General features: G+C 31.6%; 4 protein-coding genes. All 4 read right to left on the bottom strand.

Translation table 11 applies throughout. The features are described from left to right. Positions 1-83 precede the first annotated feature (83 nt). Positions 84-1,952, bottom strand: a complete 1,869-nt coding sequence (locus tag Q0C22_RS07140; RefSeq protein ID WP_291493214.1) for a hypothetical protein — start codon at positions 1,950-1,952, stop codon at positions 84-86. Continuing rightward, positions 1,936-2,346 (bottom strand): hypothetical protein, encoded by a 411-nt coding sequence (locus Q0C22_RS07135; protein WP_291493212.1) that lies wholly within the window; start codon positions 2,344-2,346, stop codon positions 1,936-1,938. Before Q0C22_RS07135 ends, Q0C22_RS07140 begins: the two co-directional genes overlap by 17 nt. Next, positions 2,343-2,726 (bottom strand): hypothetical protein, encoded by a 384-nt coding sequence (locus Q0C22_RS07130; RefSeq protein WP_291493210.1) that lies wholly within the window; start codon positions 2,724-2,726, stop codon positions 2,343-2,345. Before Q0C22_RS07130 ends, Q0C22_RS07135 begins: the two co-directional genes overlap by 4 nt. Then, a partial coding sequence (locus Q0C22_RS07125) for a hypothetical protein (RefSeq protein ID WP_291493208.1) occupies positions 2,713-3,252 on the bottom strand: 540 nt, incomplete at its 5' end. The genes Q0C22_RS07130 and Q0C22_RS07125, both read right to left, overlap by 14 nt.

Raw genomic sequence — 3,252 nt, 5'->3', positions numbered from 1 at the left:
TCTTTTTTTCTGGTTTTTTGGTAAATTTTTGAAAATCAGGAGAGCGATTTTCATTATTAAGTCTTTTTAGAGCTTCGTAGAGTTTACTCATTTTTTAAAATTACCGGTTTTATTAATATTACAAGTTCAACATTACTTATGGACTCATTGTTTTGCTTAAACAAATTACCTACAATTGGTATGTCGCCAAGTACAGGTATGCGTGTATTTGATTTATTTATTTGTTTGCTTATAAGACCACCTATTACGATCATCTGATCACTTTTGGCTGCAATCTGCGTTGTAGCTTCTTCAAGGTTTACCTGCGGCAGTGTATATGAATTTTGACCTATCGTAGTTGGCGTTAGACTCAAAACAGTACTCTTTATAGGTGTAATGCTTAAATTAACTGTGTTTGTTGAATTGTTAATATAGGGAATTACACCCAGCATTACACCATCAAACACACTATTTAAATTTACAGTAGGCTGTGTAGTCGATGTACCACCAGCTACGGTTGTAGTTGTAACCTGCACAGACTGAATATACGATATACTTTTCCCCACACTGATCAAAGCAGGTTGACCGTTTGTTACCAATATGCGTGGATTTGAGATAATCTTTACATTACCGTATTGAGCAAGAGCGTCCAGCAATACGCCAAAGTTGTTTGTATTAAAAGTCGCGGCTATGCCTCCTGGCATATTGGCACTATTTGTAGCAACACCTGGTGCAGTTCCGAAAATACCTGGTTTAAAAGGAAAAGTCTGACCATAGATTTCAGGTGGATAATTAGCATTTGATGTTAGAGCATTTAGAGAGTTTTCTGGTATGGCAGATAGGTTTTGCTGAACTGTAAAACGCCCATTTGCCGCTCTAAATAAAGCATTCCAATTTATGCCGTAGCTTGAAGAATCGTTTAAGTTTACCTCAACAATCTTAACTTCTAAAAGTACCTGAGAATCGTAGTGTGATTTTAAATTGTGAATATATTTTGAGATTAAATTCAGATTGTGTTCTCTATCTTTTACAACCAAAAGACCAATGGAAGGATCAAGAGAGTATTTACCTTCTTTTGAAAGCATTGCTTTAAGCGTATTTTCTATTTGTGCATAAATATCTGTAGAAGATGTACCAATAGAATCTGTTATTTTGAACTCTCCCGTCAAAGGCGTTGAAGCAGAACCACCCGTTGCACTTGTCGCAGATTGGCTTGCGCTACCAAGTACATCACCACCTACGCTTATGTTTGCTTTTTTATGAGAAGCTATAAAGTTTAAATAAAACATTTTTGTGCCAAATTCTTTTACATAAAGCGTTTTGCCTTTTATTTCGTAAACCAAATTTAAAGATTGGGATAATGCATCAAGCGCTTCTTTAATAGGTGTATGTTTGAAAGATACAGTGACTAAAGGTACATAGTAAATTTGCTGTTGGTTTTGAGGATGATGAATTTCTTGAGTATAGGGTGGTTGAACTTGTTGGGGTTTTGCTATATTGGGATTTTGTTGAGTCTGTGTTGTATTTGGATTTTGTGGCACAGTTGGGTTTAACCCTACAAATTGAGGCGAGTAAGAAGTATTTGATAGTGGACTAAAGTTTGTATTTGGATATTGATTATAATACGGGTTATAAGGTGCCTGGTAATTGGCTTGCGGTTGTATATTTTGTATTTTTGGCTTTTGAGTAATACTTTCTAAGTTTGAATCAATTACCAAATTAAGCCCTGCAACCTTTGCTATTGTGTAATATACATCCTTAAAATCTGCATCCTTTACAATCAAGCTTATATACTGGGTATTTACTGGAGAGCCACTTTCAAATTGAGGTTTGAAAGTAATTTTATTTGGTGCTGGCGCTACTGCCGCTTGAGTTTCAGATTTTATAGAAAAATCATTTTTCGCAATTTCTCTACTTGTAGCACACGAAGTTAATAAAAAACATAATAAAATATACTTAAGGTATTTTAACATAAAGCGTTTGCCTCCCTATAGGTGTTTGCAAGACAACATAATCACTACCTATTTTTAAAACCCTAAATCCATCGCTTGACTGTCCAACTCTATAAAATTTACCATCTAAAAAACAAAAATATCCATATTTATCTTTTGATATGATAGTAAGTTTTGGCATATTAAACTCAAGTGTACTAGGTTGTTGCACTAAAGTATTTTGATTTATAAAAAATATTTCTTTTGGTTTTATATCTGTTTGTTTTTTTACCTGTATACTTTGTATACTTAAATTCTCAATTTCGTTTATATTGCTAGGTAAAGAAATATTGTATGGTCTAGGTTTAATAGGCCAAATAAAGCCTAATAGAATTAATAAAAAAGGCACATAAACAATAATGCCGTTTACTTTCATAAACCCCACCTAAAACCTTCAATTGTGCAGTTTAAAGTACCATTTGAAGATTGAATCTTAGCATTTTTTATTACAACTATACCTGATCCATAAAGACTATCTATATCTCTAACAAGTTTACTTAAACTATTTTGGGATAAACTTACTTTGAAATTTGTTTTTAATTTTGTATCTATACCTTTAATGGTATTTTCGTCATGCCTTAATATACTCAATTTTTGTTTAACTGCAGAAATTTTATTTTGATAGGATACTAAGGTTGATATAGCTTGATTTAGCATATTTAGCTTAACCAAAGTATATCTATAAAATATTATCGAAAAACTGCTAAAAACAGATACAATAAAAACACCAAGTAAAACTTTTTTAAGATGATACACTTTTTTCCTCAAGACTTAAATCAAATAGCAATTTCCCATCCAAATAATAAAAGTTAGATACATTTATTTTATAATTTTTTGACACTTCTTTTAAAAATTCATTAAACTCACCTTTAGCATTTTTTAAATCTCCAAAAACTAAACCTTTTATATTGATTGTGTAATTGTAAGTATCAAGCGTATCATTTGATGTAGCGTTTTGAATGTTTGAAATTTTAGCGTTTGAAATATCCACTTCAATAAAATACAGGTTAGGTAATTTATAAGTTGAAAGTTCCTTTAATATATAATCCAATCTGGGAAGTTTTTGATATTTTATGTATAAATTGATATTTTTTTGTATGCTTGTAGCATTTATATTTGTATCTATTGAGCCCAAAGATTTCTCATAGGTAGACATTTCACTATTTAGCTGATTGGTTAAACCTAAAATTTTTATGTAATTAATAAAACCCGCAAATAAAATCAAAACCCCGCCTATAAACACAGCGATTGCGATTTTACCAGCAACTTGAGCATGTTTAAA

This window comes from Desulfurella sp. (assembly GCF_023256235.1).
GTDB lineage: Bacteria > Campylobacterota_A > Desulfurellia > Desulfurellales > Desulfurellaceae > Desulfurella.
Note: the sequence above shows the minus strand (reverse complement) of the source record. Positions and strands in the feature narration are given on the sequence as shown.